Here is a 23,448-nt window from a genome sequence, read left to right on the forward strand (position 1 = left end):
AAGTTGTGAATATTCAGAAGCATAAGGATTCTGTAAAGGCGCCCGCGGCCGGGGAGCCGGGGCCTGCCGTGGGAGAGTAGTCCCCATGACCAGCGCCCTCACCCTCCCCAAGGCCGAGCTCCACCTGCACATCGAGGGCACTCTCGAGCCCGAGCTGACGTTCGAGCTCGCGGCGAGGAACGGGGTCGGGCTTCCGTTCGCCTCGGTGGAGGAGCTGCGCGCCGCCCACCAGTTCACCGACTTGCAGTCGTTCCTGGACCTCTACTACGCATGCATGGCGGTGCTGCGCACCCGCGAGGACTTCCGCGACCTGGCCGCCGCGTACCTGCACCGGGCCGCCGCGGAGGGCGTGCGCCACGCCGAGCTGTTCTTCGACGCCCAGGCGCACACCTCGCGCGGCGTCCCGTACGCGGACGTCGTGGGCGGACTCCAGGATGCGCTCGACGGCGCCGCCCACCTGGGCGTCACCGGCGGCCTGATCCTGTGCTTCCTCCGCGACGCGCCCGTCGAGGAGGCCGAGGCGGTGTGGGCGGAGGCGAGGCGGCATCCCGAGGCGCTGCTCGGCGTCGGCCTCGACTCCGCCGAGGTGGGGAACCCCGCCGGGAAGTTCGCCCACATCTACGCCGAGGCCCGCGCGCTCGGCCTGCACGCCGTGGCCCACGCGGGGGAGGAGGGCGGGCCCGAGTACGTGTGGGAGGCGCTCCGCGAGCTCGGTGCCGAGCGGATCGACCACGGCATCCGATCCCTTGAAGACCCGGAGCTCGTGCGGCACCTCGCCGAGCACCGCATCCCGCTCACGGTGTGCCCGTTCTCCAACGTGCGGCTCCGTGCCGTCGGGTCGCTCGCCGACCACCCGCTGCCCGCGATGCTCGCGGCGGGCCTGCGCGTGACGGTGAACTCGGACGACCCCGCCTACTTCGGCGGCTACGCGGGGCAGAACCTCTCCGCCGTGGCTGATCAGTTCGGGCTCACGCCCTCGGACCTCGCGGGGCTCGCCCGCAACTCGGTGACCGCGAGCTTCGCGGGGCCCGACCGCAAGGCGCAGCTCCTCGACGCGATCAACCTCTGGGAGGCCGCGGCGCCAGGCGGGCACTGACCGCCCCGGGAGCCCTCACTGGGCGTTGCCCGGCCGCGCGGCGACGGCGCTGGAGATCGTGGCCGCGATCGCGCCGGCCGTGGCCGGGTCGATCGTGCCGCCCCGGCCGCGGGCGGAGGCGTGGACCGCGTGGACCCCGGCGTCGAGGAGCGGGGGCACGAGGGCCGCGGTCACGCCGCCGCCTGCCATGATCTCCAGGCCCGGCGCGTGCTCCCGCGCGAGCCCGACCAGCCGTCGCAGCGCGGTGAGCCCGAGCCTGCAGTCGGGGGCGCCGCCGCTCGTGAGGACCCGGTCCGCACCGGTGTCCGCGAGGCGGGCCAGCGCGGCTGCGGGTTCGGCGCCCGCGGCCAGGGCGGCGTCGAACGCCCGGTGGAACGTCACCTCGGCGTCCGGCGCCTCCGCGCGCACGACGCCGGCCACTCGCCTCAGCGCCTCGGCGTCCGGCCCGCCGTCGCGCGACAGCATGCCGACGACGACGCCTGCCGCCCCCGCGCGCACGGCCTGGACGCAGCCCCGCTCGATGGCCGCGAGCTCCTCGCGGCCGTAGGCGAACCCGCCGGGCCGCGGGCGCACGAGCACGTGGACCGGGAGGCCCACCGCGCACGCGGCCTCGATGTCCGCGAGGCTCGGCGTGACTCCGTCCGTCGCGGCGAGGTCCGCGCACAGTTCCACACGCAGGGCGCCCGCCGCGGCGGCGACGCGGACCCCCGCCTCGGACTCGACCGCGAACTCGAGGGCGACCCGTTGCCCGACCCCGAGCCCGGCGCCCGTACGGTTCAGAACCCCTGCCACGCCGGCTTCTTCCCGAACGTGTGCTGGTAGTACTCCGTGTGCTCGAGCCGCGAGGCCGCGGCGGCGTCCACGAGCACCGTCACGTGCGGGTGCAGCTGGAGCGCCGACGCCGGGCACCGTGCCGCGACGGGACCCTCGACGGCGGCGGCGACGGCTTCCGCCTTCGCCTCACCGAGCCCGAGGAGCAGCAGGTGCCGTGCCTCGAGGATCGTCCCGAGGCCCTGGGTCAGGACGTGGTGCGGCACCTCATCGGGGCCCGCGAAGAACCGCGCGTTGTCCCGGCGGGTCTGCTCGGTGAGGGTCTTGATCCTGGTGCGGGACGCGAGCGAGCTCATGGGCTCGTTGAACCCGATGTGCCCATCGGAGCCGATGCCGAGGATCTGGACGTCGATGCCGCCTGCCCGGGCGATCGACGCGTCGTACCGGGCGGCCTCGGCCGCCGGGTCGGCGGCCTCGCCGTCGAGCCCGTGCACCTCCCCGGCGGCGAAGTCCACGTGGTCCGCGATCTCGCGGCGGATCACCGAGCGGTAGGACTCGGGGTGCGAGGCCGGCAGCCCCACGTACTCGTCCAGCAGGAAGGCCTGCGAGCCGGCGAAGCTCAGCCCCTCCTCGCGGTGCCTGCGGATGAGCTCGCGGTACGTGCCGAGGGGCGTGGAGCCGGTGGCGAGGCCCAGCACCGCGGGCCCGCGGCGCACGCGGTCCTCGATGATGCTGGCCGCGGTGCGGGCCACTCGGCCCGCGTCGGGGAGGACGATGATCTCCATGCGGTCTCCTCCAGGCTACTTCGCGGGCTCGGTCTCGACGGTGACCTCGTCGTCCTCGCGGCCCGGCGTGCGCAGGTTCCACCGCTTGATCACGAACGAGAAGAGGAAGTAGTACACGAGGCCGTACCCGATGCCGATCGGGATGAGCAGCCACGCGTTGTGGGCCTTGCCGAAGTTCAGCACGAAGTCGATCAGCCCCGCGGAGAACGTGAACCCGTCATGGATGCCGAGCGCGTTCACGAGGGCGAGGGACGTGCCCGTGAGCGCGGCATGGACGATGTAGAGAGGGAACGCGACGAACATGAACGAGTACTCGAGCGGCTCGGTGATGCCGGTGAGGAACGCGGTGAGCGCGGTCGAGAGCATGATGCCGCCCACGATCTTCCTCTGCGACGGCTTGGCATGGCGCCAGATGGCGAGGGCCGCGGCGGGGAGGCCGAACATCATGATCGGGAAGAAGCCGGTCATGAACGTCCCCGCGGTCGGGTCGCCGGCGAAGAAGCGGTTGAGGTCGCCGCGGACCAGCTGGCCGGAAGCGTCGGTGTAGTCGCCGACGAGGAACCAGACCATCGAGTTGAGGATGTGGTGGAGGCCCGCGGGGATGAGCATGCGGTTCGCGAACCCGTAGACGCCGCCGCCCACCACCGAGTTCGAGGCCACGGCCTGGCCGACCCAGGACAGGCCCGAGTTGAACAGCGGGTACAGGAGCGAGAGGACCACGCCGCTCACGAGGCTCGTGACCGAGGTCAGGATCGGGACGAGGCGGCGGCCCGAGAAGAATCCGAGGAAGTCCGGGAGCTTGGTCCGATAGAACTTCTGCCACAGGCTCGCCGAGAAGAGGCCCACGATGATGCCAGCGAGGACCCCGTAGTTGATCACCGCGGGCTTGCCGGTCGGGTCGACCTGGCCTGCAAGGACGATCGGGGACATGGCCTTGAAGACGCCGTCGATCACCATGTAGCCCACCACGGCGGCGAGGGCCGTGGACCCGTCCGCCTTCTTGGCCCAGCCGATCGCGATGCCCACCGCGAAGATCAGGGGGAGCCACGCGAAGACGGCGTTGCCGGCGGCGGAGATGACCGCCGCGCCCTGCCCGAAGCCGGGGATCGCGCCGAGCAGGTCGGCCTGTCCGAGGCGCAGGAGGATGCCGGCGGCGGGCAGGACCGCGATCGGCAGCATGAGCGTGCGGCCGAGCCGCTGGAGGGTCGCGAAGACCACGTTGGGCTTCTTCTCCGGCGTCTTGGCCGGCGTGTCGATTGCCATGGGAGTGCACCTTTGCGATCTATGGGCTGGGGTCTTGTGAAGGGCCGGTCTTACCCGGTACTGTCTGGTTATGACCAGTTCAGTTTGGGTCGTCCCGCAATCGGATGTCAAGGGCCAACCCGAACCCGTCGGAGCCGAGGGTTCCGGCCGCTGGACGGAGAAGCAGAGTCAGAGAGGACATGCCATGTCGAAGGCAGAGAAGATCATCGCGGGGCTCGGGGGAGCCGAGAACATCGTCGAGGTGGAGGCGTGCATCACGCGCCTGCGGACAGAGGTCAAGGATTCCTCGCTCGTCAGCGAGGGCACGCTCAAGGCGGCCGGGGCGCACGGTGTGCTGGTCGCGGGCAGCGCCGTCCAGGTCATCGTCGGCCCCGAGGCGGACACGCTCGCCGAGGACATCGAGGACCTGCTCTGATGGCGCCCCGTCTCGTGGTCCGCGCGCCGCTCGCCGGCAGGACGGTGCTCCTCGCCGACGTCCCCGATCCGGTGTTCTCGGCGCAGATGGTGGGCTCCGGTGCCGCGGTCGAGCCGGACGCGGGGGCCGCCTTCGACGTCGTGGCCCCGGTCGCAGGGAAGATCGTCAAGCTCCTGCCGCACGCGTTCATCGTCGTGGACGGGGCCGGCCGCGGGGTGCTCACCCACGTCGGGATCGACACCGTCAAGCTCGAGGGCGAGGGCTTCGAGCTGCTTGCCGCCAAGGGTGACACGGTCGACGCCGGCACTCCCGTCATGCGGGTCGACCCGGCAGCCGCCGTGGCCGCTGGCTACTCGCTCGTGAGCCCCGTCGTGGTGCTCGACACCAAGCCGGACACCGCGACCGTCCTGTCGGAGGGCGCGGTCGCGGCGGGGGCCGAGCTGTTCTCGGTCAACGGCGCCTAACCTACAGCCGCACCTCCATGCTCAGGGCGTACCGGTCCGAGCGGTACCATGAGCGCGCGTGCTCGATGGGCAGGTCGCCTGAATACGAGGTGCGGTCGAAGAACAGGACCGGGGCCCCCGCCACGGTGCCCAGGAGCACGCCGATCTCGGCGGGGGCGCTCTCGGCGCGGACCGTCTGGCGGGCCCGGTCGATCTGGTGCCCGAACTTCTCGGCGAGCGCCTTGTAGACGGAGCCCGTGAGGTCGATGTCCAGCAGCCCCTCGGCGTGCGCGGGGTGGTACCACGCGTCGTCCACGCTCACGGGCCGCCCGTCGGCGAGGCGCAGGCGGCGCAGGTGGATCGCCTCGGTTCCCTGCGCGAGGCCGAGCGCCTCCGCGGTGTCCTCGGGCGCCGTCGTGCGCTCGGCGGTGAGCACCACCGTGCTGGCTGTGAGTCCCCGGGCCTCCATCTCCTGGGTGAACGAGGCCAGGTGGAGGGTGGACTGGATGGCGGAGTCGGCCACGAACGTGCCCTTGCCCGGCACGCGGACCAGGTGGCCATCGGTCACGAGGCGGCCGATCGCGGCGCGAACGGTGATGCGGGAGACCCCGTACATGTCCATGAGCTCGCGCTCGCTCGGCAGGCGTGCGCCTGGGGTGAGGTCCTCCTTGGCCAGCCGGAGGATGATCGCGCGCAGCTGCTCGTGCTTGGGCACGATCGAGTTGTCGAGCGTGGCCGCGGACGCCGGGGACGCGCCCGGGGCGTCGGGCGTGGTCGTCGCTGGCATTCGTGCTCCCTCGCGTGCGTGGTGCGATCCAGTGCGGACCGCCTCTTCGGATTATGCCATGTCCGACCCAGACATGGGATGACCTCGCGTGCACTGTGGAGTGATCCTGTTCTCGGGCTACTTCGGTGGCAGCGAGCCCGCGTAGTCGACGCCGACCCAGACCCAGCGGCGCAGATCGTCCTCTGAGTCGATCGCGTCCTCGTCGATGCGGAGCCAGCCGTCCATCTCCCGGCCGCGCATCACCGCCCGCTCCACCCCGGGGTTCGCGCACAGCTCGTCGCTCGCCGCAGGGTCGGCCCGCAGGAGCATGCCGCCGTGGCCCGACGCGCTCACGGCCATGTTGCCGCCGATCAGGAACGCGAGGCCGCCGAACATCTTCTTCTCGGTGAAGTCCGCCGTGCCGATCAGGAGGCCGCGGATGCGGTCCGCGAGGACTTGGTCGTATGCCACCGGGCCATGGTTGCACCGGGCACCGCTGAACGGAAGAGCCGTCGCCAGCTGCTGCTCACCCCGCTGCTACCGCGCTCTCGGCGTTCCGCCGGAGCACGGCGAGCATCCGCGACTGCATCACCCAGACCAGGGGAGGGAAGGCCCAATCAGTGACCAGCAGCTTGACCCATCGGGGTTCGAAGGTCTCGTAGCCGCCGATCACGAGGCGCGTCCTGCGCCCGGGAAGCTCCTTGAGCTGGAAGCCCCACAGCCCTTCGGTGTAGGCGGCGGGCCGGGGGTCTTTCGGGTCGAGGGGCCGGCCGCGCAGATCGCTGAGCCCGCGCAGGCCGAGGAACTGGTTCGGCTCGAGCACGACCACGTCCCACGCGTCCACCGCACCGTACTTCTTGGTCCAGTACTTGACCGTGTCGCCGACCTTGAGGTCCTGCCATTCAGGGTGGATCCGGTCTGCGCTCGGGCGCCCGCCGTTGTCGAGCCGGTCCCACGAGTACCACCCGCCGCGGTCCCCGCCGAGCTGCACGAGCCACGGCCAGACGGCCTCGGGAGGCGCGTCAATGGTGGTTGCCATCGTCGCGCCGCGCTCGCCGTTCGGCACGATCCCCGCGCCCGGGTAAGGGCCGGCAATCTCCTCTCGCGTGGCTCCCCAGTTCCTCAGCTTGGGGACCACCAGGGCCTTGTAGACCACTGCTGCCGCAGCGGAGGTGCATGCGATCATGAGTGCCTTCCTCATGGAATCCAGCGTGGGCGGGGCTCCACAGGCGGTCCAGAGGACAAGGTCATCGAACGCGACGGGGACCGCACCCTTGAGGCGACAGGGGTCCCGAACTAGCGTGGGCCGAGGCTGAACAGGAGGCGCAATGGGCACGTCAACGGGCAGGACAGTGGCTGTACTCGGGACTGGGATCATGGGCTCGGGCATGGCGAGGAACCTCGCGAAGGCGGGGTTCGACGTCGTGGTCTGGAACCGCCACCGCGAGCGGGCCGCGGCGCTCGCGGACGACGGCGCGCGGGTCGCCGAGAGCGCGGCAGACGCCGTTGCCGGCGCGGATGTGGTGCTGACCATGCTGTTCGACGAGGCGGCGACCGCCGAGACCATGGCCGGGGCCCTGGCCGCACTGAAGGACGGTGCCGTCTGGATCCAGAGCGCGACCGTCGGCCCGGACGGGGCGCGGCGGCTCGCCGAGCAGGCCCGCGCGGCCGGCGTGACGTTCGTGGACGCGCCGGTCATGGGCACCCGGCAGCCCGCCCAGGAGGGGACGCTCACGGTGCTGGGCGGGTGCGCGCCCGAGGTGCGTGACGCCGTCGTGCCCGTGTTCGACGCGATCGGGTCGAAGACGATCTGGGTGGGGGAGCGGCCGGGAGACGGGCAGCGGCTCAAGCTCGTCATGAACTCGTGGGTCCTCACGCTCGTGGGCGGGGCGGCGCAGGCGATCGACCTCGCGCGCGGGCTCGGCCTCGACCCGCAGCTGTTCCTCGACACGATCTCCGGTGCGGGCACGGACAGCGCGTACGCGCAGGCGAAGGGCAGGGCCATGATCGCCGGCGAGTACCCTCCCGCGTTCCCGCTCGACGGCGCGGCGAAGGACTCGGGGCTCATTGGCGACGCGCTGCGGTCTGCCGGTGTCAGTGCCGTGCTCATGGACGCCCTGCGCGATCGGTTCGAGACCGCGGCGGCAGCGGGCCACGGGGGCGAGGACATGGCCTCCGTCGTCGAGGCGTTCCGCCTCCCGTAGGTCTCAGCGGGACGCGGACTCGAGGGACGTGGCGAAGTCCTCGGCGAAGGCCCGGACGCCGTCCCATTCGGTGTAGACGTAGTCGCGGGAAAGATCGGTGCCCAGGTCCCCGGGCTTGTCCTGCACGATCTTCTTCATCATGTGGCGCTTCACGAAGTTGTACTGGGTGTACAGCAGGGCGCCGCCGAACAGGGCCACCCGCGCCGGGCGCCACCCGGTCTGCTCCTCGAACTCGTGGACGTACTTCTCCGCCTCCTCCATGTCGCCGTGTGCCGCCATGCTGACGGAGAAGAAGCCCGAGGGCACCTGGGCGAGGGTGTCGAGGTTCTGCTGGACGAACTCGACCACGTGCTTGTCGTGCTTGCCCACATGGATGGAGCCGCCCACGATCACGCCGTCGTACCCGGCGGGGGTGCCGTGGGACTCTCTGACGTCCTGCACCGTGACGTCGAGGCCGCGGCCGCGCAGGACGTCGGCGACGACCTGGGCGATCTCGGCGGTCTGCCCCTCGTGGGTGCTGTAGGCGACGAGGACCTTGTTCATGACGGCTCCTTCCCGCGTCGGCCGCTTCCTAGCCTCCGCCCCGTGGCTCCTGTGCGTACAGTGGCCAAGGTCCCGCCTGATCAGAGGAGCGTCCCATGCCCACCAGCCGAACGATCCGCGGTGCCGTCCTGAACAGGATGGGCGCCGAGACGCCGTATGCCCGGAGCCGTCCCCTCACGGTTGAGGAGCTCGAGCTCACCGGGCCTGGACCCGGGGAGCTGTTGATCCGCATCGAGGCGGCAGGGCTGTGCCATTCGGATCTGTCTGTGGTGAACGGGTCGCGGCCGCGCCCGTTGCCCATGCTGCTCGGCCATGAGGCGGCGGGGATCGTCGAGGAGGTCGGGGCGGGAGTCGAGTCGGTGGCTCCGGGCCAGCGCGTCGTCATGACGTTCCTGCCGCGGTGCGGGGAATGCGCCGCGTGCGCCACGGAGGGGCGCCTGCCTTGCGAGCGGGGGAGCGCGGCGAACGCCGCCGGCACGCTCCTGACGGGCACGCGCCACCTCAACCGCCCGGGGTCCGGCGGCCGGGTGCAGCACCATCTGGGCGTCTCCGGATTCGCGACTCATGCGGTCGTTGACGAGCGCTCCGTGGTCCCCGTGGGCAGCGACGTGCCGCCGGCCGTCGCGGCGCTGCTCGGCTGCGCCGTGCTCACTGGCGGCGGCGCGCTGCTCAACGCGGGCCGGATCACGCCCGAGACGACCGTCGCGGTGGTGGGGCTCGGCGGGGTGGGCATGGCCGGGCTGCTCACCGCGGTGGGCATGGGCTGCCGCGTCATCGCAGTGGACGCCCAGGAGTCGAAGCTCGCGACCGCCCTCGAGTGGGGCGCCGTCGAGGCACTCACCCCGCGGGAGGCGCTCGAGCGGAAGGCGGAGGCCGGCGTCGTGCTCGAGGCCGTGGGGCACCCGCGCGCGTTCGAGACCGCGTTCCGCCTGCTCGGACTGGGCGGGACGGTCGTGACCGTGGGGCTCCCAGCACCCGGCGCGACGGCGGAGATCGAGCCGCTGCAGCTCACCGCCAGGGCACAGACCGTGGTGGGCAGCTACCTCGGCTCAGCGGTTCCGAAGCGGGACGTGCCCGCGTTCGAGAAGCTGTGGCGTGAGGGGCGGCTCCCGCTTGAGCGGCTCGTCTCGCGCACCATCGCGCTCGAGGAGATCAACGAGGGCATGGACGCGCTCGCCTCTGGCGAGGTGATCCGGCAGGTGGTGACGTTCGACGCCGGGTGAGCGGCCGCCGTCGTGCGCCCGCCGCTGCGCCGGCCGGGCAGGGGCGGGGCCGGGAGGTCAGGCCGGGTTGGGGCGGGCCGGGGTCGAGGCGAGCTGGTCCGCGAAGTCCTCGGCGAAGCGGCGGAGCTGGTCCCAGTCGGTGTAGATGTGGTCGACGCTCGTGTCCGTGCTCAGGACTCCCGCCTTGCTCGCGGCGATGGTCCGCATGAGCTGCCGCTTGACGAAGCTGTACTGGGTGTAGAGCAGCGCCCCGGCGACGAGGGAGACGTGCTCGGGGTGCCAGCCGGACGCCGCCTCGAACTCCCGCACGTACTTCCGGGCCTCCTGCTCGTCCCCGACGACCCCGAGGCTCACCGAGAGGAAGGCCGAGGGGTGTGAGCCCAGCGCCCCGAGGTTGCGGGCCGCGAAGTCGATGACCGACTTGTCGTGCTTGCCGACGTGCACCGAGTCGCCGACGATGATCGCGCCGTACTCGTCCGGGACGGCGTCCATCTCGTTCACGTCCGCGACCGTGACCCCATGGCCGCGGCCCCGCAGGACGTCCGCGACGAACTCGGAGATGGTGGCCGTGTGCCCCTCGGTGGTGCCGTAGGCGATGAAGACCTGTGTCATGGCTGCTCCTCTCGCGCATCGCGTTGCTGCGTTCGCGCGGTTCTGGGTCCAGCCTAGGGTGTCTGCGCGGTGACCACAGCGGACCAAGGGCCCGATCGGCTCCGCGCTCGGGTTCGCCCTCGGCTACGAGTCCGGATGGTCCGCGCGCCCGCCGTGGGCCTCGCTGGCGGGGTGGGCGCTCTGGCCGGCGTCATACGCGGCGGCGATCCCAGGTGCCGTGGCCTGGAAGACCGTCCCGCCGCCGGGGACGACCACGTAGGCCAGGAACTCCTGGTCGAACGTGACGAGGCCGGCGGCGACGGCGTCGAGCTTGGCGCGGACGAGCACGGAGAGCTGCCGCCAGCACTGGCGCGTGGCCTCCTGCCCGGCCTTTGAACCTGGGGCCGTCCGTGGGGCAGGGAGGACCAGACGGAACTCGCGGGTGAGGGAGTGGAACCTCAGGCACGGCCTCTCGTGATCCGAGGCGAACGAGACGTCACGGGCCCCGGCCGCCGTGAGCATCGCACGGATCTCCTTCTGGAAGGCGGAGGAGGTGACAGAGGCGCCGTGGACGTAGTTGCTCCTCATGGCCTCAGCCATGCGGTTGGGCACCGCGCTGGAGTGCGGACTGCTCGCGGCATGGGAGGCGGTTCACGCGCGGCGGTACTGCGCGGTGATGGGGCACTCGAAGGGATCGCGCGCGGCCAGTCCTACCCGGTTGAGATACGCGATCACGATCCCGTAGGAGCGCCAGAGGCTCGTCTCGGTGTAGGGGACCTTCAGGTCCCGACAGTGCTCGCGGACGATCTGCCGCGCCTTGGCGAGGCGGGGCCGGGGCATGCTCGGGAAGAGGTGGTGCTCGATCTGGTAGTTCAGGCCGCCCATGAGCCAGGTGGCCCACCAGCCGCCCGCGATGTTGCGGGACGTGCGCACCTGCTTGCTGAAGAAGTCAAGCTTCGCGCCGCGGGCGATCACGGGCATGCCCTTGTGGTTCGGGGCGAAGGTCGCGCCCATGTAGAGGCCGAAGACGGCCAGCTGCACGCCGAGGAACGCGAAGGCCATTCCCACTGGCAGGAGCCAGAACAGCGGAGCGAGGAGGAGCGTGAAGCGGAGCGCGAGCAGGCCGAGTTCCGCCCAGCGGCCCTTGACCTGGCCACGCGAGAACAGGTGGCGGAAGCTGAGGAAGTGGAGGTTGATGCCCTCGAGGGTCAGCAGGGGGAAGAACAGCCAGCCCTGTCTGCGCGTGATGAGCCGTCGAAGGCCCTTCGCGGTCGAGGCGTCCTCCTCGATGAAGGAGATCGTGTCCACCTCGATGTCCGGATCGCGCCCCACGCGGTTCGGGTTGGCGTGGTGGCGGGAGTGCTTCGAGTCCCACCACGAGTAGCTCATGCCCACCACTGCTGCGAGAGCGCGGGCGAGCCTGTCGTTCGCTGGCCCGGTGGAGAGGATCTGCCGGTGTGCCGCCTCGTGCGCCACGAAGGCGACCTGGGTGAAGAGGATCCCCAGGCCTGCGGCGATCAGGAGCTGGAACCAGCTGTGGCCAAGGAGCACGGAGCCCGTCAGGAAGCCGCCGAGGACGAGGACCAGTCCTGTCCCGACGAGAGAGTAGAACCACGGCGTCCGTCGCAGCAGCCCGTCGTCGCGGACGATCTGGGACACGTGGAGGTACGCCCTGGTCAGGGGCGGGAAGGTCTCGGTGCCCGCATGAGCCTGGCGACGGATCTCGGGGCGGAGGGCGGGGCTGGCAACTGTGGCGATCAGGGCACCTTGGTCTTCGGCGTGGAAGCGTAGTTCGGGGTGGAAACGGCGTTTTGGGGAGGGGCGAGGCCTGCGGGCGGTCGCACTCGGCGACCTGCCCGCAGCGCCACTGCCTCAGAGTGCGCGGATGTTCGCGGCCTGCGGGCCCTTGGGGCCGCGCTCGGCGTCGTACTCGACCTTCTGGCCCTCTTCGAGGGAGCGGTAGCCGCTCGAGGCGATGGCGCTGTAGTGGGCGAAGACATCGGGCGTGCCGGCATCAGGCGCGATGAACCCGAAGCCCTTCTCGGAGTTGAACCATTTCACGGTGCCAGTGGCCATGGGTGATTTTTCCTTCTGGTGGTGGTGTGGCCCGGTCAGCGGGCCTCGTGCCGGGCCGGCGGCGCCGACACGGACAGGTGTGGGTGTGATGCGCGTTCTGTGCCGGGTGGCATGACAGCGCAGGTGAATGAGCAAACAGGTGAGTGAAAGGTGCGGGAGGCGACGCGCGTGGTGCGGGCGGCCGACGGCCAGGGGCCGTGTTGCCTGTTCCACCACGGATTCTTCTGCCACGCTATGGCGGAGAGCCTCTGAGGAGAAAACTGCAGATGCGAAGGCTCGTGTGTCAGAGCCCAGCGCGGACCACTTCTGCGTGGTCGGCGTTCGTATCAGTGTACACGCTCACGGGCCGCGTCCGTTCGCATCCTGTTCGTGCGCAGGCGGAGCAGGGCGATGCCGACGGCGGCGAACCAGACCCAGAGCAGCGGTCCGTACGCGGCATAGAGTGCGGTCGCGGCAAAGCGCAGCGCCTCCGCGGCGAGGCCGAGCGCGCCGGTCGCGATGCCGAGCCAGCCGATCCAGTGGGGGAGCGCGCCGCGGACCATCGGAATCGAGATCAGGAGGACCCCCAGCGGGGTCAGGATGCCCGCGAGCGTCACCGTGTTGTTCTCGGCGACGAGCGCCTCCGCGGCCGCAGCGAGGGCCGACCGCGCGCCGTCGTCCGCCGCGGCCGCGTACTGGTCGCTGAGCGTCACGAGCGCGAGGCTCCCGACGCTGCTCGTGGGCACGGCGAGAAGCGCGATCCACGACCCGGCCCCGACCACGAAGCCCAGGACCGCGAGGCTCGGGTTCGCGGGCAGAAGGACCACGAGGAGGGCGGCGAATACGACGAGCCCGAAGAGCGACGGCACGAGCCACAGCAGCTGCTGGGCGATGTAGGAGACCTTGTGGTCCGCGATGAAGCGCAGCGTCGCCTCGCCGCCGGAGACGGGCGGCGCGTCGACGAAGTAGAGGGCGAGGGCCGTGACGCCGAACGCGACGACCAGCAGCGCCGCGATGCCTGCGGTCCGATACAGCGGAACCCACAGGCGAGGAGCGGGCCAAGCTGGCGTCGTCATGCTTCCGAGGCTACCAAGGGAGCCAGGGCTGAACCCGGGGCCAAGGACCCGAGACGGGGCACGCGACCGGGCAGACACTGGGGATGAGCTGCGGATGAGGGATACAGATGACGGGTGCCCCAGATCTCGGCCGGCCGGGTGCCGGCGCGGGCAGCCCGCGCGTCGTCTACCTCGATGTCCTGAGGGTCCTGATCGTCGGAATGGTGATCGTGCACCACGCGGCGCAGCCCTATGGCCCCACCGGTGGTTTCTGGCCTGTGCGGGACACCGCGCAGAGTGACTGGTTCCGCCCGTTCTACACGGTCAACGCTGCAGTCGGCCTCGGGCTCCTGTTCCTCATCGCGGGCTTCTTCACACTGCGCTCCCTCGACCGCAAGGGCCCGCGGCGCTTTCTCCGGGAGCGGTGGACGCGGATCGGCGTCCCGCTGGTGTTCTTCATCGTGGCCGTGAACATCCCCGTGATCTACCTGGTCTCGGACCGACCGGACCTCGGGGCCTTCTTCGCATCGCTCTACGGTGGGAGCTGGCAGGCGGCCTACCTGCACCTGTGGTTCCTCGGCCACCTCCTGCTGTACTCGCTCGTGTACGTGCTGGTCTCCCTGCTCGCTGCCCGACGGGCGGGCGGTCGCGGGGTGCCTGACCGTCCTCCCGGCCGGATCGCCCGTAGGCTCGCCCGGCCGCCCGGCCACGGCGCGATCCTCGCGTTTGTGGCGATGCTCGTGGTTGTCACGTGGGTGATCCGCTGGTGGTACCCCGTGGATGCCTGGGTGGCGCTGTTCTTCGTGATGCCGGGAGAGCCTGCCAACATGGCGCAGTACGTGAGCTTGTTCATCCTCGGGACCCTCGCCTACCGCAACGCGTGGTTCCAGCGGATTCCCCGGCAGACCGGCGTCGTCTGGCTCGTGGTGGGGTTCCTGGCCGCGGCGGCCATCTATTCCTTCCAGTCGCTCGGACTCTGGGACGCCCTGACGGCGACGGGCGGGGTCGACTGGCGCTCGGCCGTGCGCGTCACGCTCGAGATCCTGGTCTGCGCGGGGCTCTCGGTGGGCCTCGTCGTGGTCCTGCGTGACGCCTTCAACCGGGAAGGCCAGCTCATCGGCGCGATGGCGAACGCCAGCTACGCCGCCTACATCCTCCACGTGTTCATCGTCGTGGCGCTGCAGGCGGCCATCCTGCAGCTTGCGTGGCCGGCCGGGGCCAAATTCACCGCAGTGGCCGTGCTCGGGCTCGTGCTCTGCTTCGGCGCCGCCCATCTCTCGGGCAAGGTTCCGGGCCTGCGCCTGCTGCTCGGCACCACACCGAGCCGGGCCGGGCCTTCCGCCTCTGACCTCGGTCACACCTCGGGCCTAGCCTGAAAGCCAGGCAGGGACCCTCTTCAAGGAAGTGGTTGTCATGAACCCGATCGTCCAGATGGTGGTGTTCTTCATCTTCGCGGTCCCGGCCTTCGTGGGCAGCGTGCTCGCCGCGTGGTTCATGTGGGCCCGATACGTGGGTCGCATCGGCACGGGCCTCACGATGCTGGTGGGCGGGGCGGCCGTGAACGCGTCGTTCCTGATCTCCGGCGCTACCTATGCGGACTTCGCCGACGACGCCAAGTTCGCCTGGGTCACCAACGCGTGGCGCGCCGTCGTGGGGCCGAACCCCGCCCTCTACATCGGCCTGCTCATCGCGTTCGAGGCTGTGGTGGGCATCCTGATCCTCTCGGGCGGCTGGCCGACCCGGGTCGGTCTGATCGCCGCGATCGCGTTCCACGTGGGGCTGGGGCTGTTCTTCACGACGTTCCTCACGTACTACGCCGCGATCATGATCGTGGGCATGGGGCTGCTGCTGTGGGCCGAGCTCCGGCCCGAGCACGCCGCGTCGGCCCGCCGGCTCACGCACCGGATCGCGTAGGCCCGCGGGATGGACCTTCCGGTTCGGCGCGGCCTCGGCCACGCGTACGCCGCGTCGGCGGTCGCGGTCGTCGGCGTGGTCCTCGCCTCGGCGCTGGGGATGGCCGGGGTCACGCTGGGACTCGCGCGGCGCTCCCTGGTCGCCCTGCTCCTGTGGCCTGGGGCGCCCACCCCCGCGCGGTCGGCGGCATCCTGGCCGCGATCGGGCTGCTGGCCTACGCCGGGCCTCCTTCTTGTTTCCGCGCTCGGAGGGGTCGTCTTCGCGGCCGCCGCGGCCCTCGATAACGCCGCAGGTGGCCTCGCCACCGAGTGGACGGTGATCATCATCCACTTGGTGATCAGTGCTGCGAGCCTTGCGGTCCTCGTGTGGTACCTCGCGGCGGTCCCGTCCGCACGACGGCGTGTTGCTGGCGCGCGCGAGCCGGGAACCCGCCGTCGTGCGAGTGGACGCGTGCCTAGGGGCGCCTGAGGAGTGTGGGGCGGAGCTCGGTCCAGTCGCGGGAGAACTGGGCCCGCGCCTCGGAGGCCCGCTGCTGTTCGAGAGCGTGGAGACGGCCGAAGCTGAACGCGTTGGCGCCCTCCGCCTGCGCCTGGACGGCGAGTTCGCGTAACACGCCTCGGCTCACGACGCTGTCCTGGAGGATTCCGAGCGTCTCCTGGATCTGCTCGGCCGCCCTGGCCAGCTTCGTGGCCCGCTTGCCCAGGACCGGCGCCGCCGCTTCGGCTCCGTACCGCAGGCGCTTGGCGCTCTTCCGCACCTCGTGGAGTGCGGCGTCGAACGCGGCCTCGTCCGAATCGGCGGCGTCCTCCGCCTCCTCAGCAGCACTGACAGCGTTCACAAGCCGTCCGATGTCCCTGGCAACGAGCCGGGCCGCGGCCTTGTGCGCCTTCTTCGCGGCGAGCTGCGTCAGCGGAGGATCGGCGAGGAACGCGTCGAGCGCGTCGAGCAGGCGGAAGTACCGTTGGCTGGACATCGCCTCGAGCCCCGCGGCGTGCGCCTCCCGGTACTGGCTGGCGGACGATTCAGCGATCCGCAGCACCACCGGGCCCATGAGCAGATCGGCGGGCTCGGCCGCGGAGAGGGCCTTCAGCCGATCACGCATGACCTCGATGTCGCGTGCGCGGCCGACCTCTCCGGCCAGCCATTGCAGCTCCTGCCGAAGGCGGTTGGCAGTATCGGCGTCGGTGAGCTTCCTGTACGTCGCCAAGGCGGACCGCATGCGGCGGGCGCTAACGCGCAGTTGATGCACCGAGTCTGGCGCGTCTTCCCTCACCGCCGGGTCGACGGCCTTGAGGGTGTCCACATGGTTCTGAACGTACGCGAGGAGGACCTTCCCCGCGGGCCCCTTGCGTTTGGGCCGCTTCAACGGCTTCTTCGTGGTGGGGTGCGCCGGGCCGAGGGCACGGGCCAGCTTCGACTGCACCTCCGCGCGGTTCACACCGACGGCAGCCAGGAGGTCGTCGGCCGCCGTGAGGATGTCCTCAGAGCCCCTGAGCAGCTCGATCTCCCATTCGCGCCAGAACTGCAGCAGGCCCTCGCCGATCGGTGCCTCTGATTCGACGCGGTCGTCGCAGAACTCCGCCAGCACCACGTTGTCTGTGCCGAGCAGGGGGGTGGCGGTGCGCCGGGTCCTGAGCTGGGCGATGGGGAGGAGGTCCTTGTCCCGGACGTGGACGCGCACCAGGGCGCGGAGCCGTTCCGGCACGGCGCCTCCGTCCGGGCCCAGAGGCTCCCTGATCTCACGGCGGGCGCTCGGGCCCGCGGGGAGCTTCAGATGCCACCCGGCATCCGGGCCTCCCCTGCGTCGCCGCAGGGTAATCCCGTGGCCGGCCAGCGTGAAGTCATCCGTGTCGAAGTACACCGCCTCCAGATCAAGGCTCACGGGCGGCCCCGTCCGCTCCACGTGCGGCAGGTCGGTCAGGGGCGGGACCGAGGTGTCCTGGCCGACGGTGTACTTCCGCTCCACCTCGACGGTGCTCAGAGCAGCCATGGCTCCACTGTACGGACCCCTCCGCACGCAGGGCATCGGGCGAAGGACCCTCGTTCTGGCGCCGTCCCTACTCGTCCCCCGCCAGATGCAGCGAGGCGGCCTGGAGGATCGCTTCGACGTCGGCGTCCGGGTCGTCCGCCCGGTAGGAGTCGGCGACCGACTTGAACCCGATCGCCATCCCGAGCACCAGCCGCGTGTAGCTGGGGGCGAGCGCCTCGATGACCTTGCGGATCACCTCGGGGAGGATCTCGCGGAGTGCCTCGGCCTGGTTGGCGGAGCCGCCGGAGAAGGTGACTGATACGTCGTCGTCCACCCGGGCGAGGGTCTTGAGTGACTCCTTGAACATCTCGGTCGCTGCAGGGTCGTCGGGCTCCCACGTGAGGGCCGCGGTCAGGATGCCGATGCCCCGCTGGATCATCTCCGTGTCATCGCTCATGACTCCATCGTGCACCGGGTCCGCTCAGTGCGCTCCGATCTCCTCCGGTGCGCACGACGGCGCCCCTCGCCTCGCGCCCGAGCGCGGGCTCGCCGTCGCGTTGGCGGCCTTGGCCAGTGGAAAGCTATGGTGAGGGTCGGCGCCGCACTCGCGTCAATGGGGACGCCCCTTCGCGGGGCATGGGGGAAGGGGGGGTGCCACTGCCATGAGCAGGGCATCGAAGATCTGGATCATCGTGGGAAGCATCGTCGTGGGCCTCATCCTGCTCGGTGTGATCCCCGTCGTCGTGTCGGTCATTGCCGCGGTCGGCTTCGTCATCGGACTCGTCTGGCTATTCCGCCGCTCCAAGTACGTCCGCCGCGGTCCGGCCGTCGCACTGGTGGCGGGATCGCTCGTGGTGTTCGGCATGAGCACGGCCGTCGCCGGGAGCCGGTCCGCACCCACAGCGCCGACAACCCCGGCGAACTTCGCCGGATCAGGCGGGACGCTGACGCCGAGTCCGACGCCGACCGCTTCCGCGTGCGCGACGCCCACACCGACGGTCACCGTCACCGCGACCGCAGTGTCCACCGCGTCGACGACTGCGTTGGCCTCGCCGAGCTCGACGCCGAGCTCGACCTTCTCGTCGGCGAGGCCTTCCGCGTCGTGGTCATCGTGCCCGACGTCCACATCGACCGTGTTCGTCGCGGCGCACCACGAGAACGACGTCTGCATCATCGACGCCGAACGCTACGCCGCGGCCGGTGTGGACCTGGTCTGCACCAAAGACGCCGCCGGCAGTCTCGTGTGGACCGACAAGGCGACCGCGGACAAGCGCGCAGCCGACGCCAAGGCGGCCCAGGACGCCGAAGCCGCGCGCCTTGCCGAACAGCAGCGACAGGCGGAGGCTGCACGCCAGCAGCAGGCGCAGCAGCCTGCGCCGGCACCTGTCGCCCCCGCGCCTGCAGCTCCGGCGCCGCCTGCCCCGCCCGCGCCGGTCCCCGGATCGGTTACCGCTGGTGCATTCTGCAGCTCCTCTCAGGCGGGGGCTGTCGGGCACACATCGACTGGCCTGACCGTCTACTGCACCAAGGATGCGGGCGGATCCCGCTATCGCTGGCGGCAGTAGCGGCGAATGCGCACTCGCAGCGGCCAGAACTCGCCCGTCGGGCACGACGGCGGGGCGCGCACCCGCCGTCGTGCGCTCGCCGACTGGCATCCACCCGAGGCGCTGAACCGAGGGGCATACTTGGGTCCATGCCGACTCCGAGCAGCGCAGCCGACAGCCGCGGCCGAGACTGGTTCCACCGCGCCGTCGTGTACCAGGTCTACCCGCGCAGCTTCGCCGATTCGGATGGCGACGGGATCGGGGACCTGAAGGGGATCATCGGCAAGCTCGACTACCTTGCGCACCTCGGCGTCGACGCCGTGTGGCTCTCTCCGGTCTACCGTTCCCCGCAGGACGACAACGGATATGACATCAGCGACTACCAGGACGTCGACCCGCTCTTCGGCACGCTCGAGGACCTGGACGAGCTCATCGAGGGCCTCCATGCCCGCGGGATGAAGCTCGTCATGGACCTCGTGGTCAACCACACGTCGGACGAGCACCCGTGGTTCGCCGAGTCGCGCTCCTCGCGGGATTCCTCCAAGCGCGACTGGTACTGGTGGCGCCCGCCCCGGCCGGGCCACGAGCCCGGGACCCCCGGCGCGGAGCCGAACAACTGGGCGTCGTTCTTCTCCGGTCCGGTTTGGGAGTACGACGAGCACACCGGCGAGTACTACCTCCACCTCTTCTCCCGGAAGCAGCCGGACCTGAACTGGGAGAACCCCGAAGTGCGCCGCGCGGTCTACGCGATGATGAACTGGTGGCTGGACCGCGGCGTGGACGGGTTCCGCATGGACGTGGTCAACTTCCTCTCCAAGGACCCCGCCCTGCCGGACAGGCCGCTCGCTGAGGGCGAGCTCTACAGCCACGACCGCACCGGCTACGTGTGCGGCCCGCGCATCCACGAATACCTCCAGGAGATGCACCGCGAGGTGTTCGCCGCCCGCGGCCCCGGCCTGCTGACGGTGGGGGAGATGCCGGACGTCACGCTGGAAGAGGCGGTCCTGTTCACTGACCCCGCCCGGTCGGAGCTGGACATGGTCTTCCAGTTCGAGCACGTGAACCTGGACTGGGACGGCGGGAAGTGGCGGCGGAAGGAGCTCCGGCTCACCGACCTCAAGGCGTCCCTCGGCCGCTGGCAGGAGGGGCTCGGGGAGCGGGGGTGGAACAGCCTGTACTGGGGCAACCACGACCAGCCGCGCGCGGTCTCCCGCTTCGGCGACGACGGCGCCTACCGTGAGCTGTCGGCGAAGATGCTCGCCGGCGTCCTGCACCTCCACCGCGGCACGCCGTACGTCTACCAGGGTGACGAGCTCGGCATGACGAACATGCCCTTCGCCGCGATCGAGGACCACCGGGACATCGAGGTCCTCAACCACTACCGCGAGGCCACGGGCGCGCTGGGGCTCGATCCGGCCGAGGTCCTCGCCGCGATCGGGCCGCTCAACCGCGACAACGCCCGCACACCCGTCCAGTGGGACTCCGGCCCGAACGCGGGCTTCACCACGGGCACCCCGTGGATCGCGGTCAACCCGAACACCGCCGAGATCAATGCGGCCGAGCAGCTGGGCCGCCCGGACTCCGTGCTCACCTTCTACCGTGAGCTCATCCGGCTCCGCCACGACCTGCCCGTCATCGCCGACGGCGACTTCACGATGCTCCTGCCGGACCATGAGGCGGTGTACGCGTTCGTCCGACGGCTCGGGGGCCACGAGCTGCTCGTCCTGGGCAACTTCTCCGGCGAGCAGCAGGCCGTGGACGTCGGCGACCCGAGCTGGGCCGGGGCCCGCATCCTGCTCGGGAACTACCCCGACGCGGCCGAAGCCCGCGGGCTGGACCTGCGCCCGTGGGAGTTCGCCTGCCGCCTCCGCCCTGTCGGCTGAGCGCCCTGGGGTCGAAACCCGCGCACGACGCCGGTGAGGCGCCACGCGCGGGTGCGTCACCGGCGTCGTGCGTGGGTATAGGCGGGAGGTGCCGCGGCGCCCTCCGGGTCGGCCCCAGCTGAGGCCGAGGCGCCCTTGCTAGGGTGTGCCGCGGTCAAGCAAGCCCTTCAACGAAAGGTGTCACCATGCGAGCCATCCAGATCCCCGCCCCGGGCGAGGCCTTTGAAACCGTCGACCGCGACGTCCCCCACGTCCCGTTCGGCCACGTCCTCGTGCGCGTCTCCGCGTGCGGTGTCTGCCACAGCGACACGATGCCAGGTGCGGGCATGGCGTCGTCCTACCCGCGGATCCCCGGGCATGAGGTGGCCGGGACGGTCGAGACGCTCGGCGAGGGCGTCGAGCAGTGGGAGCCGGGCCGGCGGGTGGGCGTCGGCTGGTTCGGCGGCGCCTGCTTCGTGTGCGACGCGTGCCGCGACGGCGACTTCATCTCGTGCCGGGTCGGCAAGGTCACCGGCCTGACGTCCGACGGCGGGTACGCCGAATTCGTCGTCGCGCCTGCCGACGCCCTCGCTGCCATCCCGGACGCGCTCACCGACGAGGAGGCCGCGCCGCTCATGTGCGCCGGCGTGACCACGTTCAACGGGCTCCGCCAGAGCGGCGCCCGGCCCGGCGACGTCGTGGCCGTGCTCGGCCTCGGCGGCCTCGGCCACCTCGGCGTGCAGTTCGCGGCCCGGATGGGGTTCGAGACGGTCGCGATCGCCCGTGGGGCCGAGAAGGAGCAGTTCGCGCGCGAGCTCGGGGCCCACCACTACATCGACAGCACGGCGGACGACGTCGCCGCCTCCCTCACTGCCCTCGGTGGGGCGGACGTCGTCCTCGCCACGGTGACCGACGCGGGCGCGATGACCGCGACCATCGGCGGCCTCGCCCCGCGGGGGAAGCTCGTGGTGCTCGGCGTCCCGCACGAGCCCCTGGCCGTGAACCCCGGGCAGATCATCGGCGGCAGCCAGTCGGTGGCCGGCCACGCGTCCGGGTCGGCGAAGGACTCGGAGGACACGCTCCGGTTCGCGGCCCTCACCGGCGTGCGCCCGCTCATCGAGACGTACCCGCTCGAGAAGGCCAGCGACGGGTTCGACCGCATGATGTCCGGCAGGGCCCGCTTCCGGGTGGTCCTCACCGCGGACTGAGGCGTCCCGCCCGGCGCCACTCGCCCTCGCCCCGACGGGCGCACGACGCCGGCGTCTCGCCCCCGAAGGCGAGTCGCCGGCGTCGTGGTTGAGTCCCTGGAGCGGCCCGCGCGCCCGATTCATCGGTAGAAGTGAACAGTATTGGCCCAGAAAAGTCGCTTTACCTCACGGGTGCGGTCTCCCGATACTTTTTCGGGGATTGATGTGGCCGGCGTCACGAGGGCGGTGGCCGGAGAACAGGCGGGAGTCGAGGATGAGTCAGCAGGACACGCGGTCGGTGTGGCGCCGCAAGCCGCTGGACGCGATCGAGGAAGAGAGCGGGAAGAGCGGCCTGCACAAGAGCCTTGGGCTGTGGCAGCTCACGGCCATCGGCGTGGGCGGGATCATCGGTGTCGGCATCTTCTCCCTCGCCGGCCTCGTGGCGCACGGCGACGCGGACAACCCCGGCGTCGGGCCCGCGGTGCTCATCTCGTTCCTCATCGCGGGGCTGGCCTCGGCCGCCGCGGCGCTCTCCTACGCCGAGTTCGCGGGCATGATCCCGCGCGCCGGGTCCGCGTATACGTACGGTTCGGTGGCGCTCGGGGAGCTCGCCGGCTGGTTCATCGGCTGGGACCTGCTGCTCGAGTACATCGCGATCGTCGCGGTCGTGGCGATCGGCATCTCGGGTTACCTCGACGCGTTCCTGGGCGGCTTCGGCGTCCACCTGCCGGTGTGGATGAGCTCGACCATGGACGAGGGCAAGGGCGGCGTCATCAACCTGCCGGCCATCATCATCTGCCTGCTCGTCACCCTGATCCTCAGCCGCGGGACGAAGACGTTCGGCCGGTTCGAGCTCGGCGTGGTGATCATCAAGGTGGTCCTGATCCTGTTCATCGTCGGCCTCGGCGTGTTCTACATCAACACGAACAACTACGTCCCGTTCATGCCCAGCGGGTTCGGGCCGGTGGCCGGCGGCGCCGCCACCGTCTTCTTCGCGGTCTTCGGGTATGACGCGATGAGTACCGCCGCCGAGGAGGCGACCGACGGCAAGAAGCACATGCCGAAGGCGATCATCCTCTCGCTCATCATCGCGATGCTCCTCTACGTCGCGGCGACCCTCGTCCTGACCGGGATGCAGAACTACCACGACATCGACCCGAAGGCCGGGTTCGCCTCGGCATTCGCGGGCGTGGGCCTGCCGGTGATCGCGAGCATCATTTCCGTGTTCGCGGTGCTCTCCATCCTCACCGTGATGCTGACGTTCCTCCTCGGCGTCACCCGCGTGTGGTTCTCGATGAGCCGCGATGGGCTCCTGCCCAAGTGGTTCTCGAAGGTGGACCGCGGCGGCACGCCGCAGCGGGTGACGTGGATTGCCGGCGGCGGCTCCGCGTTCCTCGCCGGCGTCTTCCCGATCCGCGCCGTGGCGGACCTGACGAACATCGGCATCCTGGCCGCCTTCGTGGTGGTCTGCGTCTCGGTGATCGTGTTCCGCCGCACCAAGCCGCACGCCCCGCGCACGTTCCGCCTGCCGTGGATGCCCGTGGTCCCGGCGTTCGGCGTGCTCGCCTCGATCGCCCTCATCACCCAGCTCCACTGGGAGACGTGGCTGCGGTTCGTGGTCTGGCTCGCGATCGGGCTGGTCATCTACTTCGCGTACGGGCGCAAGCACTCGCTCTTGAACCCGGACAGCCCGCGGCACGAGCGGGAGCTCAGCACCCAGCCGGACTGATCCCGCGCTGGTGGTGCGCAGCCGCAACCACGA

General features: G+C 70.8%; 27 protein-coding genes. 12 read left to right on the forward strand and 15 right to left on the reverse strand.

Annotated elements, in window-relative coordinates; genetic code table 11:
- The first annotated feature begins 85 nt into the window (after positions 1–85).
- Positions 86–1,096: an adenosine deaminase gene (locus SCMU_RS05185; RefSeq protein ID WP_229231963.1), complete on the forward strand. Its 1,011-nt coding sequence runs from the start codon at positions 86–88 to the stop codon at positions 1,094–1,096.
- A 15-nt stretch (positions 1,097–1,111) separates the two neighbouring features.
- Here the strand turns inward: SCMU_RS05185 and SCMU_RS05190 are convergent, their stop codons facing one another.
- Genes SCMU_RS05190 through SCMU_RS05200 form a run of 3 tightly spaced genes read right to left on the reverse strand, consistent with a single transcriptional unit; the run spans position 1,112 to position 3,915 of the window.
- Complete coding sequence (locus SCMU_RS05190; RefSeq protein WP_229231964.1) at positions 1,112–1,888, reverse strand: copper homeostasis protein CutC; 777 nt, start codon at positions 1,886–1,888, stop codon at positions 1,112–1,114.
- Positions 1,873–2,652: a glucosamine-6-phosphate deaminase gene (gene nagB / locus SCMU_RS05195; protein ID WP_229231965.1), complete on the reverse strand. Its 780-nt coding sequence runs from the start codon at positions 2,650–2,652 to the stop codon at positions 1,873–1,875. The genes SCMU_RS05190 and nagB overlap by 16 nt, the downstream gene beginning before the upstream one ends.
- Before the next feature lie 15 nt (positions 2,653–2,667).
- Entirely contained in the window at positions 2,668–3,915 is a 1,248-nt protein-coding gene (locus SCMU_RS05200) for a PTS transporter subunit EIIC (protein WP_229231966.1), read from the reverse strand.
- 70 nt (positions 3,916–3,985) lie between these two features.
- Between SCMU_RS05200 and SCMU_RS05205 the strand changes: the two genes are divergently transcribed.
- Both SCMU_RS05205 and SCMU_RS05210 read left to right on the forward strand, forming a co-directional pair.
- On the forward strand, positions 3,986–4,330 hold the full coding sequence (locus tag SCMU_RS05205) for a PTS sugar transporter subunit IIB (RefSeq protein ID WP_274602930.1): 345 nt from the start codon (positions 3,986–3,988) through the stop codon (positions 4,328–4,330).
- Positions 4,330–4,794, forward strand: coding sequence for a PTS sugar transporter subunit IIA (locus SCMU_RS05210; protein WP_229231968.1), 465 nt, complete (start codon positions 4,330–4,332; stop codon positions 4,792–4,794). The genes SCMU_RS05205 and SCMU_RS05210 overlap by 1 nt, the downstream gene beginning before the upstream one ends.
- Before the next feature lies 1 nt (position 4,795).
- Here SCMU_RS05210 and SCMU_RS05215 read toward each other — a convergent pair whose 3' ends face one another.
- The 3 genes from SCMU_RS05215 to SCMU_RS05225 all read right to left on the reverse strand — a co-directional run bounded on the left by SCMU_RS05215 (position 4,796) and on the right by SCMU_RS05225 (position 6,740).
- Complete coding sequence (locus SCMU_RS05215; RefSeq protein WP_229231969.1) at positions 4,796–5,560, reverse strand: GntR family transcriptional regulator; 765 nt, start codon at positions 5,558–5,560, stop codon at positions 4,796–4,798.
- Between the two features lie 117 nt (positions 5,561–5,677).
- Positions 5,678–6,010, reverse strand: coding sequence for a TfoX/Sxy family protein (locus tag SCMU_RS05220; protein WP_229231970.1), 333 nt, complete (start codon positions 6,008–6,010; stop codon positions 5,678–5,680).
- Between the two features lie 55 nt (positions 6,011–6,065).
- Positions 6,066–6,740 (reverse strand): hypothetical protein, encoded by a 675-nt coding sequence (locus tag SCMU_RS05225; RefSeq protein ID WP_229231971.1) that lies wholly within the window; start codon positions 6,738–6,740, stop codon positions 6,066–6,068.
- Between the two features lie 127 nt (positions 6,741–6,867).
- On the opposite strand from SCMU_RS05225, the gene SCMU_RS05230 reads away from it, so the two are divergent.
- Positions 6,868–7,743 carry an NAD(P)-dependent oxidoreductase gene (locus SCMU_RS05230; RefSeq protein WP_229231972.1) on the forward strand — a complete coding sequence of 292 codons (876 nt, stop codon included), beginning with the start codon at positions 6,868–6,870 and terminating at the stop codon, positions 7,741–7,743.
- Between the two features lie 3 nt (positions 7,744–7,746).
- On the opposite strand, the gene SCMU_RS05235 is transcribed toward SCMU_RS05230, so the two are convergent.
- Entirely contained in the window at positions 7,747–8,286 is a 540-nt protein-coding gene (locus tag SCMU_RS05235) for a flavodoxin domain-containing protein (protein WP_229231973.1), read from the reverse strand.
- Between the two features lie 95 nt (positions 8,287–8,381).
- Here SCMU_RS05235 and SCMU_RS05240 point away from each other — a divergent pair, with 95 nt between their 5' ends.
- On the forward strand, positions 8,382–9,509 hold the full coding sequence (locus SCMU_RS05240; protein ID WP_229231974.1) for an alcohol dehydrogenase catalytic domain-containing protein: 1,128 nt from the start codon (positions 8,382–8,384) through the stop codon (positions 9,507–9,509).
- 57 nt (positions 9,510–9,566) lie between these two features.
- Here SCMU_RS05240 and SCMU_RS05245 read toward each other — a convergent pair whose 3' ends face one another.
- From SCMU_RS05245 to SCMU_RS05265, 5 genes are all read right to left on the reverse strand, one after another.
- A complete protein-coding gene (locus SCMU_RS05245) occupies positions 9,567–10,121 on the reverse strand; it encodes a flavodoxin domain-containing protein (protein WP_229231975.1) in 555 nt (184 codons plus the stop codon).
- A gap of 123 nt (positions 10,122–10,244) precedes the next feature.
- Entirely contained in the window at positions 10,245–10,688 is a 444-nt protein-coding gene (locus SCMU_RS05250) for a hypothetical protein (RefSeq protein WP_229231976.1), read from the reverse strand.
- Positions 10,689–10,751: 63 nt separating this feature from the next.
- Positions 10,752–11,822 carry a fatty acid desaturase family protein gene (locus tag SCMU_RS05255; RefSeq protein ID WP_443020268.1) on the reverse strand — a complete coding sequence of 357 codons (1,071 nt, stop codon included), beginning with the start codon at positions 11,820–11,822 and terminating at the stop codon, positions 10,752–10,754.
- Between the two features lie 150 nt (positions 11,823–11,972).
- The gene (locus SCMU_RS05260; protein ID WP_229231978.1) at positions 11,973–12,176 is read right to left on the reverse strand and encodes a cold-shock protein; all 204 of its coding nucleotides are present in this window, start codon (positions 12,174–12,176) and stop codon (positions 11,973–11,975) included.
- 326 nt (positions 12,177–12,502) lie between these two features.
- Positions 12,503–13,231, reverse strand: a complete 729-nt coding sequence (locus SCMU_RS05265; RefSeq protein WP_229231979.1) for a DUF4386 family protein — start codon at positions 13,229–13,231, stop codon at positions 12,503–12,505.
- 107 nt (positions 13,232–13,338) lie between these two features.
- Here SCMU_RS05265 and SCMU_RS05270 point away from each other — a divergent pair, with 107 nt between their 5' ends.
- The 3 genes from SCMU_RS05270 to SCMU_RS05280 are packed head-to-tail and all read left to right on the forward strand — an operon-like array spanning position 13,339 to position 15,592.
- On the forward strand, positions 13,339–14,586 hold the full coding sequence (locus SCMU_RS05270) for an acyltransferase family protein (RefSeq protein WP_229231980.1): 1,248 nt from the start codon (positions 13,339–13,341) through the stop codon (positions 14,584–14,586).
- A gap of 37 nt (positions 14,587–14,623) precedes the next feature.
- On the forward strand, positions 14,624–15,124 hold the full coding sequence (locus SCMU_RS05275; RefSeq protein WP_229231981.1) for a hypothetical protein: 501 nt from the start codon (positions 14,624–14,626) through the stop codon (positions 15,122–15,124).
- Between the two features lie 9 nt (positions 15,125–15,133).
- On the forward strand, positions 15,134–15,592 hold the full coding sequence (locus tag SCMU_RS05280) for a hypothetical protein (RefSeq protein ID WP_229231982.1): 459 nt from the start codon (positions 15,134–15,136) through the stop codon (positions 15,590–15,592).
- On the opposite strand, the gene SCMU_RS05285 is transcribed toward SCMU_RS05280, so the two are convergent.
- From SCMU_RS05285 to SCMU_RS05295, 3 genes are all read right to left on the reverse strand, one after another.
- Complete coding sequence (locus SCMU_RS05285; protein ID WP_229231983.1) at positions 15,579–17,114, reverse strand: CYTH and CHAD domain-containing protein; 1,536 nt, start codon at positions 17,112–17,114, stop codon at positions 15,579–15,581. The two genes, SCMU_RS05280 and SCMU_RS05285, sit on opposite strands and share 14 nt — an antisense overlap.
- Before the next feature lie 67 nt (positions 17,115–17,181).
- Entirely contained in the window at positions 17,182–17,550 is a 369-nt protein-coding gene (locus SCMU_RS05290) for a hypothetical protein (RefSeq protein WP_229231984.1), read from the reverse strand.
- 153 nt (positions 17,551–17,703) lie between these two features.
- Positions 17,704–18,267 carry a hypothetical protein gene (locus SCMU_RS05295; RefSeq protein ID WP_229231985.1) on the reverse strand — a complete coding sequence of 188 codons (564 nt, stop codon included), beginning with the start codon at positions 18,265–18,267 and terminating at the stop codon, positions 17,704–17,706.
- On the opposite strand from SCMU_RS05295, the gene SCMU_RS05300 reads away from it, so the two are divergent.
- The 4 genes from SCMU_RS05300 (at position 18,227) to SCMU_RS05315 (ending at position 23,415) form a co-directional block, all read left to right on the forward strand.
- Complete coding sequence (locus tag SCMU_RS05300) at positions 18,227–18,658, forward strand: hypothetical protein (protein WP_229231986.1); 432 nt, start codon at positions 18,227–18,229, stop codon at positions 18,656–18,658. The two genes, SCMU_RS05295 and SCMU_RS05300, sit on opposite strands and share 41 nt — an antisense overlap.
- 128 nt (positions 18,659–18,786) lie before the next feature.
- Positions 18,787–20,520, forward strand: a complete 1,734-nt coding sequence (locus SCMU_RS05305; RefSeq protein ID WP_229231987.1) for a glycoside hydrolase family 13 protein — start codon at positions 18,787–18,789, stop codon at positions 20,518–20,520.
- Between the two features lie 185 nt (positions 20,521–20,705).
- Complete coding sequence (locus tag SCMU_RS05310) at positions 20,706–21,707, forward strand: alcohol dehydrogenase catalytic domain-containing protein (RefSeq protein WP_229231988.1); 1,002 nt, start codon at positions 20,706–20,708, stop codon at positions 21,705–21,707.
- A 253-nt stretch (positions 21,708–21,960) separates the two neighbouring features.
- Complete coding sequence (locus tag SCMU_RS05315) at positions 21,961–23,415, forward strand: amino acid permease (RefSeq protein ID WP_229231989.1); 1,455 nt, start codon at positions 21,961–21,963, stop codon at positions 23,413–23,415.
- Positions 23,416–23,448: the final 33 nt, after the last annotated feature.

The sequence above is a fragment of the Sinomonas cyclohexanicum genome (assembly GCF_020886775.1).
In the GTDB taxonomy this organism is placed as follows: domain Bacteria; phylum Actinomycetota; class Actinomycetes; order Actinomycetales; family Micrococcaceae; genus Sinomonas; species Sinomonas cyclohexanicum.

Bases quoted from the DNA above. Each gene is read 5' to 3' on its own strand.
- SCMU_RS05310 (WP_229231988.1), top strand. From the start codon at position 20,706: ATGCGAGCCATCCAGATCCCCGCCCCGGGCGAGGCCTTTGAAACCGTC.
- SCMU_RS05285 (WP_229231983.1), bottom strand. From the start codon at position 17,114: ATGGCTGCTCTGAGCACCGTCGAGGTGGAGCGGAAGTACACCGTCGGC.
- SCMU_RS05265 (WP_229231979.1), bottom strand. From the start codon at position 13,231: ATGACGACGCCAGCTTGGCCCGCTCCTCGCCTGTGGGTTCCGCTGTAT.
- SCMU_RS05295 (WP_229231985.1), bottom strand. From the start codon at position 18,267: ATGATGCAGACGTCGTTCTCGTGGTGCGCCGCGACGAACACGGTCGAT.
- nagB (WP_229231965.1), bottom strand. From the start codon at position 2,652: ATGGAGATCATCGTCCTCCCCGACGCGGGCCGAGTGGCCCGCACCGCG.
- SCMU_RS05200 (WP_229231966.1), bottom strand. From the start codon at position 3,915: ATGGCAATCGACACGCCGGCCAAGACGCCGGAGAAGAAGCCCAACGTG.
- SCMU_RS05280 (WP_229231982.1), top strand. From the start codon at position 15,134: ATGGACCTTCCGGTTCGGCGCGGCCTCGGCCACGCGTACGCCGCGTCG.
- SCMU_RS05305 (WP_229231987.1), top strand. From the start codon at position 18,787: ATGCCGACTCCGAGCAGCGCAGCCGACAGCCGCGGCCGAGACTGGTTC.
- SCMU_RS05275 (WP_229231981.1), top strand. From the start codon at position 14,624: ATGAACCCGATCGTCCAGATGGTGGTGTTCTTCATCTTCGCGGTCCCG.
- SCMU_RS05245 (WP_229231975.1), bottom strand. From the start codon at position 10,121: ATGACACAGGTCTTCATCGCCTACGGCACCACCGAGGGGCACACGGCC.
- SCMU_RS05205 (WP_274602930.1), top strand. From the start codon at position 3,986: ATGACCAGTTCAGTTTGGGTCGTCCCGCAATCGGATGTCAAGGGCCAA.
- SCMU_RS05235 (WP_229231973.1), bottom strand. From the start codon at position 8,286: ATGAACAAGGTCCTCGTCGCCTACAGCACCCACGAGGGGCAGACCGCC.
- SCMU_RS05315 (WP_229231989.1), top strand. From the start codon at position 21,961: ATGAGTCAGCAGGACACGCGGTCGGTGTGGCGCCGCAAGCCGCTGGAC.
- SCMU_RS05270 (WP_229231980.1), top strand. From the start codon at position 13,339: ATGACGGGTGCCCCAGATCTCGGCCGGCCGGGTGCCGGCGCGGGCAGC.
- SCMU_RS05230 (WP_229231972.1), top strand. From the start codon at position 6,868: ATGGGCACGTCAACGGGCAGGACAGTGGCTGTACTCGGGACTGGGATC.
- SCMU_RS05260 (WP_229231978.1), bottom strand. From the start codon at position 12,176: ATGGCCACTGGCACCGTGAAATGGTTCAACTCCGAGAAGGGCTTCGGG.
- SCMU_RS05240 (WP_229231974.1), top strand. From the start codon at position 8,382: ATGCCCACCAGCCGAACGATCCGCGGTGCCGTCCTGAACAGGATGGGC.
- SCMU_RS05250 (WP_229231976.1), bottom strand. From the start codon at position 10,688: ATGAGGAGCAACTACGTCCACGGCGCCTCTGTCACCTCCTCCGCCTTC.
- SCMU_RS05215 (WP_229231969.1), bottom strand. From the start codon at position 5,560: ATGCCAGCGACGACCACGCCCGACGCCCCGGGCGCGTCCCCGGCGTCC.
- SCMU_RS05185 (WP_229231963.1), top strand. From the start codon at position 86: ATGACCAGCGCCCTCACCCTCCCCAAGGCCGAGCTCCACCTGCACATC.
- SCMU_RS05225 (WP_229231971.1), bottom strand. From the start codon at position 6,740: ATGAGGAAGGCACTCATGATCGCATGCACCTCCGCTGCGGCAGCAGTG.
- SCMU_RS05210 (WP_229231968.1), top strand. From the start codon at position 4,330: ATGGCGCCCCGTCTCGTGGTCCGCGCGCCGCTCGCCGGCAGGACGGTG.
- SCMU_RS05290 (WP_229231984.1), bottom strand. From the start codon at position 17,550: ATGAGCGATGACACGGAGATGATCCAGCGGGGCATCGGCATCCTGACC.